The sequence below is a fragment of the uncultured Paraglaciecola sp. genome (assembly GCF_913058035.1).
Lineage (GTDB): Bacteria > Pseudomonadota > Gammaproteobacteria > Enterobacterales > Alteromonadaceae > Paraglaciecola.
On sequence record NZ_CAJXPA010000215.1, the window covers coordinates 1 to 5963 of the forward strand.

The 5963-nt window shown below is 38.9% G+C and carries 9 protein-coding genes; 4 read left to right on the forward strand and 5 right to left on the reverse strand.

The features are described from left to right. Positions 1-359: 359 nt before the first annotated feature. A complete protein-coding gene (locus QZ562_RS18680) occupies positions 360-824 on the reverse strand; it encodes an N-acetyltransferase (RefSeq protein ID WP_293763568.1) in 465 nt (154 codons plus the stop codon). Between the two features lie 39 nt (positions 825-863). Continuing rightward, positions 864-1874, reverse strand: coding sequence for a ribosome biogenesis GTPase YlqF (gene ylqF / locus QZ562_RS18685; RefSeq protein WP_293763570.1), 1011 nt, complete (start codon positions 1872-1874; stop codon positions 864-866). 322 nt (positions 1875-2196) lie between these two features. On the opposite strand from ylqF, the gene QZ562_RS18690 reads away from it, so the two are divergent. The 3 genes from QZ562_RS18690 (at position 2197) to QZ562_RS18700 (ending at position 3872) form a co-directional block, all read left to right on the forward strand. Continuing rightward, entirely contained in the window at positions 2197-2568 is a 372-nt protein-coding gene (locus QZ562_RS18690; RefSeq protein WP_293763573.1) for a HopJ type III effector protein, read from the forward strand. Continuing rightward, positions 2568-2801: an RNA-binding S4 domain-containing protein gene (locus tag QZ562_RS18695; RefSeq protein ID WP_293763576.1), complete on the forward strand. Its 234-nt coding sequence runs from the start codon at positions 2568-2570 to the stop codon at positions 2799-2801. Before QZ562_RS18690 ends, QZ562_RS18695 begins: the two co-directional genes overlap by 1 nt. 102 nt (positions 2802-2903) lie before the next feature. Next, complete coding sequence (locus QZ562_RS18700) at positions 2904-3872, forward strand: rhodanese-related sulfurtransferase (protein ID WP_293763579.1); 969 nt, start codon at positions 2904-2906, stop codon at positions 3870-3872. Positions 3873-3884: 12 nt separating this feature from the next. Here QZ562_RS18700 and QZ562_RS21365 read toward each other — a convergent pair whose 3' ends face one another. From QZ562_RS21365 to QZ562_RS18710, 3 genes are all read right to left on the reverse strand, one after another. Beyond that, positions 3885-4106 (reverse strand): DUF2835 domain-containing protein, encoded by a 222-nt coding sequence (locus tag QZ562_RS21365; RefSeq protein ID WP_363315380.1) that lies wholly within the window; start codon positions 4104-4106, stop codon positions 3885-3887. After that, complete coding sequence (locus tag QZ562_RS18705) at positions 4103-4747, reverse strand: ParA family protein (RefSeq protein ID WP_293763582.1); 645 nt, start codon at positions 4745-4747, stop codon at positions 4103-4105. Before QZ562_RS18705 ends, QZ562_RS21365 begins: the two co-directional genes overlap by 4 nt. Positions 4748-4848: 101 nt before the next feature. Next, entirely contained in the window at positions 4849-5649 is an 801-nt protein-coding gene (locus tag QZ562_RS18710; RefSeq protein ID WP_293763585.1) for a hypothetical protein, read from the reverse strand. 70 nt (positions 5650-5719) lie between these two features. Here QZ562_RS18710 and QZ562_RS18715 point away from each other — a divergent pair, with 70 nt between their 5' ends. Continuing rightward, complete coding sequence (locus QZ562_RS18715) at positions 5720-5890, forward strand: hypothetical protein (RefSeq protein ID WP_293763588.1); 171 nt, start codon at positions 5720-5722, stop codon at positions 5888-5890. Positions 5891-5963 lie beyond the last annotated feature (73 nt).

The window sequence follows — 5963 nt, forward strand, 5'->3', positions numbered from 1 at the left end:
TTATAAATACAATGCCATATTTGTCATTGTGACTAGATTCCATTTGTATAAGACTATGTTTGGAATATTTTGCTTAATGCAAGTATATACGATAGAGCACCATCTATATTTGAATGATTACATTAGATTGTTACAAAACAGAGGTTTATTAGGTAAGAAATAGCTGCTAGCGCTGTAATACTCCTTTTAACTGAAGTGCTAAACTTGATTTTTTATATGATATTGCGGCATTGTCCTTTATATTATTTGGATAGACCTTGTCCCTATTGGGTGAGACCTTACCTAGGTTTAGTTTTTCTAATACCCCTTTTTCATAACCTAAATTAAACGTTTAGAACAACAGCTTTGATGCCTAGTTATTAGGATATTTTTATCACAGATTTTGCTTCTTCAAACATTTGATAATCTGTTTTTTCCATACCTAGGGAGCGGTAGGTTTTTTGCGCAGTTACATTTTCGTGTTCTACATAGAGCCTGAAGCCACACACATTGTTATTATCTTGAGCTAGATTTTTTACTTTTTCATAGAGTTTACTGTACAGCCCCATTCGACGATATTGTGGTTGTACATAAACACTTTGAATCCACCAAAACAGACCATTACGCCAGTCGCTCCATTCAGTAGTGACCATGAGAGACGCCTGAATAACGTGGTTATCTTCCGCTACCAAATAGAAACCCATTGCCGGATTTTCAATCATGTTACGTACACCGGCATTAATGACATCGGGTATTAGAGCCAAGTCTTCTGTTTCTTTTGCCATTTTAATGTTGAAATCTGCGATCGCGGCTGTATCGTTTATGGTTGCTTGTCGGATTATCATACTCTGTATCTCTTATCTGTTTGGCTTAGCTTGGCTACTTTATCTGCTTTTTCTTTTAGATTTTTTTGCCTGAGCTTTTTCTAACTTGAGTGCACGCAAAGCTTCAAGCTGGGAAAGCTCTTCTAGTATCTGGTCGGGGGTTTCCATGCAAATGCCATCAAAACCACCGCTGCGTAAGTCAGACACTACAATGCGTGATACTTTTTCGAAATCGACCACGCCGCCTGAAACAATGCAACCGCGTTTTAGCGCAATGGCTTCTAATAATTCTATTTCAGTTTTTGGCAACTGTTCTAACCCATATCGAGATTGAATGTTAGATGGGTATTTTTCAAGCATGAATTCAGCTACAAAACAGGCAATGTCCTGTAAATCAATTGCGGTATCTTTTATGGCACCAGTCGCAGCTAATCGATAGCCGCTGTTTTTGTTTTCGATATTAGGCCAAAGTACGCCGGGCGTATCGATCAAAGTCAGATGGGGTGAAATTTCGATCCGTTGCTGCATTTTCGTAACTGCTGCTTCGTTGCCTGTTTTAGCGATTGCGCGTCCGGCCAGAGAATTGATAATGGTAGATTTACCAACATTGGGTATGCCCGCTATCATGGCGTAAACCATTGACGATCGATTGTTGCGTTCGGGTATGAGTGAACGACACAAGCCGCGAATTTTATCGTAAGCCGTTCCTAAATTATTGCAGGTGAGAGTCTTTACCGTGTCGTCTTTCTCAAGCTCGGTTTGCCAAAGCGCTAATAAGTGTTGGTCACTTAAATCACTTTTATTGAGTATTTTTATGGTCGGTTTGTATTTACGAATACTGGCCAACATCGGGTTTTGACTTGAGAAGGGAATACGTGCATCGAGCACTTCAATCACGATATCAACCTGAGGCAGAATTTTTTTAAATTCCTTATTCGCCTTATGCATGTGACCTGGATACCACTGGATCATAATTTTTCTACTATTGTTAATATTTGCTGAGATGATCCATTCTCCCATATTCTTGTCAGTTTTATCATCAAATGCAAACTTCAAAACCAAATCAGTCATTATTTCTGCGTTGTTAAAATCTTGCCCATTCTTTAACGGCGCTTAAATCGATTTCAAACCTAAGCCCTAAAGTTTTAAATGACGGCAACTTACCATCAATCAGAATCAGACTAGATTATTTTTTGATGCCCCACGATAGAAAGTGATTCATCTACTGATCACCATCATCGATATGTAATGCAACCAGAATGTCATTCACACCATAAATAATACTCTGCGCCCAATAGTATGGTTTCTCGTATTGTGCTATGTTTTGAATTATTTGATTCTTAATCATATAGAGTGCCTTTAGGATCAATGACTCTCAACATTGGAAGATATTTTGAATTTATCTCGGTTTCTAGAATTACTGAATGACTCATCCAGTCTGGTTGAGTTTACTGATTCGATTGCATTAATTGAATCACATTATCATTTTACACCAACCGCTTTTCGTAATGGCAGTGCCTCAAGTTCTGCAGCACAAAATCATGGTTCCTGTAAAATACTGAGTTTTGGCCTGATACAAAAACTGAATGTACAACAGACATTGAGTTGTTTTGGTGGTTTTTATCAGGACGTTTTGGCGTCACCAGAGGGTGACGATCATCAAAATATTCGACAGTTTATATTACACGGCTGGAGCGGGGTTGTATTTGAAGGCAATGCTTTAACAGCGGTTAATTCTCCATCAGCATCAACAGAGACGAACTAATGACCAACTCTGCTAACATTATTACCGAACTCGAAGCTGAATTTGTTGAGCTTTACAAAGTTCTTAAATTTGAAGGACTGGCACACAGTGGTGGATTTGCCAAGCAAGTTATTGCGGATGGCCTTGTACGTGTGAACGGTGAAGTCGAAACTCAAAAACGGAAGAAAATAATACCGGGTGATAGAATTATTTTTGACGGTCAGTCAATCAACGTTACTTTAAAATCCAGCTAAAACTGTTCGTTTCTAACTATACATTTCTAATTACAGAGCGTTAGTCTTACTGGTCAATTTAAGGCACTGGTTTTACGTTCCAGCTAGCTAACAGGTTTTTTTATGTCAAATTCATTTGTAGTCGCTGCACTCTATCAATTTACTACGCTTGATGATTTTCGATCTTTACAAAAACCATTGCTCACAACAATGTTGTCACTGGATATCAAAGGTACTTTACTGTTAGCACATGAAGGTATTAACGGTACGGTTGCGGGAACTCAGGCATCTATTGATAAATTACTCGACTGGATTCGATCCGATACTCGTTTAGCTAATCTAGATGCCAAGTTTTCATATGATGATAGCATCCCTTTTTACCGGACCCGAGTGAAATTGAAAAAGGAAATTGTCTCCATGAATGTGGAAAATATCGATCCTCTTAATTCTTCTGGTACTTATGTTAAGCCAAAAGACTGGAATGTTTTGATATCTGATCCTGATGTAGTGCTGGTCGACACTCGAAATGACTATGAGTCAGCTATTGGAACTTTTAAAAATTCGATGATTCCCAACACAACTTCCTTTCGTGAGTTTCCCGATTATTCGACCAATGAACTATCGAATTTTAAACAACGTAAGGTAGCCATGTTTTGCACAGGCGGCATTCGCTGTGAAAAATCAACCGCTTATTTAAAGCAGCAGGGTTTTGAAGAGGTGTATCACTTGCAAGGTGGCATATTAAAATATCTAGAAGATGTCCCTGAATCTGAGTCGCTTTGGGAAGGAGAGTGTTTTGTATTCGACAATCGAGTTACTGTAAATCACGCGCTGGAAAAAGGCAGTTATGATCAGTGCCATGCTTGCCGATTACCCATAACGGTTGAAGATAAGAAGAGCGAAAAATATTGCCAAGGTGTGAGCTGTCCAAGTTGTTACAATAAAAAATCAGATGTTAAGCAGATGAGGTTCAAGGAACGTGAAAAACAAGTACAACTAGCTAAGCAACGAGGCGAACCACACATCGGTTCAGCTGTTAAGCAAGTTGCAGCAAAGAATAAAGTTAAAAAGAACTTAGCTAAACGAAGTTAACCCCGTTAGGAGTTAAATTTTTTCTATTTTTTTTAATTGGTTTTGATCATCAGTAACCAATCTAAAACTCCCTCGAATTCCATTCGAATTCACAAAAGGCCTGAAATTATGAGCGGGTAACTGCAGTTTTATACCCTGATCAGTTTCAACAATTATATATTTTACCTGACCCTGATAAATTGATTCTGTTTTGGCCGCGGAAAGATAGAGTGAAAACTGATAGGTTTTGCTCAATTTGCTGGTTGACTTCGTTTACTCCTCAACCATTTTATAATCGGTTCCCATTGATCTAAGTCACGACTAACGAGGTAAGGTGGTAGTTCGAAAATCCCTTGTCCCTTCTCTGATGCTTTATTGTAATTTTGTGATTCACGCAATACGCTTAAGAAAGGTGCTTTGCGCACTTTTTTTAAATAAATGTTCAGCTGTTGGTAGATATTGGTGTTTTCTCTACATCGATTGGCGATTAGGGCTACTCGACATTCTTTGCGAATGACACGTCCATTAGCCAATACGTTTTGAATAAAAGGGGTAGCAGCACGTATATCGATTGGAGAAGGTAGTACCGGAATAATAACACTTTGGGCACGTCTTAAATAATGAGTGATATTCTTCGCCAGAATTGCTGCAGGAGTATCGTAGATAATGTAATCGGCGTTGCGTGGGGCTCGAAAGTTACCCTTTGAAGCGTCAATGCCAGTTATTAAATTTCCACCACTGGATCTGTTTTCTAGCCATTCAAGACTGGAAGACTGAGGATCGAAATCAGCAATAACCACTTTCTTACCTTGCGAAGCAAAATAACTGGCCAAGTTAATTGAGATTGTGCTTTTACCTGAGCCACCTTTTGAGTTGAATACCATAATTGATCGCATAACAGCCTCGATTTATTTTTGCTTTCCCCTTAAACCTGCGCCGACCTTTAGAAATACAAAATAGAGTATCCCCGAAAATAGAATAACAGCAATGTTTGGATTTATTCTGATTTAGATGGTTGTAGAGATAATCCAAGTTTTTCAAATATACGACCAAACCCGACGATTTTATCGTTTATGCCTGCGCGACGAAGGCAACTCCACATTTGAGCTTGATTGCTGGTAATAACTGGTTTATTAACTATTGCTTCAATTTCGTCTACGACTTCTAATGCTCGAATACCGCTACAACTAAGAAAAATTGCATCTGCTTCTGGATGATCTATTTCTAAAGCAAATTTTTTCCAATAATCGGGTGTCACGTAACCAAACTCTAGACCTGTTGTTAAGTTTAGTCCCTGAATGTCTAATATTTCAAAACCTTTATCAACTAAGAAATCAGCTTCTGCTGTATTGATTTCGTCTATATAAGGAGTTCCCACCACTATTTTTTTGACTCCTAATTCCCTTAATGCATCTACCACGCCAGTTGCTATCGTCATTGGCCTAGCATACGGTGCGCCTTTAGTAATCTCTGCCATGACGTTTTCCTCGCCATTAACAATGGAGCCACTGGTACAGCTATAACAAATAACATCAGGTTTGGCATCAGGTTGTATTCTAGACGCAGCATCGGCCATTTCATCAATGTGATGAGCTAAAGTTTCGTTGGTGGTCAGGTCGTCTGTTTTTAATCGGGTTATATGAATGCCTACACCGTCAGGAACCATTTCAATGAAATCTGATTCAGCCGCTAGATCCGTGGACATTAATATAAAGCCAAGTTTTGCTCTAAAGTGCTTTCCTTTATCTAGTTCGACCGTTCTAGTTTTGGAACTAACAATTTCACCTGATTGATACATGTTGTTTCCTGACTTGCTCTAAATAAGATTTAACAGTGCTTTAAGATGCGAGGTAATCTGCTCGTATCCCTTGTCGGTAATAGTAAAGCTGTCTCCAACTTGTGCTCTGAATTCGTTAACAACACAGTTAACTATTGATGGCCAATACCTTATCTGGTTGGATAATGGTGGTAGCACCTCATACCCGTTGTTGGCACTCGAAAAAACTAAAGTCAGTGGCACAACAACAATAGATGGATAGTGATGACTTGCGCTTTAAGTCACTTATATAAAAACGGCATGAATTTCTTCAGCCGTGACACTCGGTCATAAAC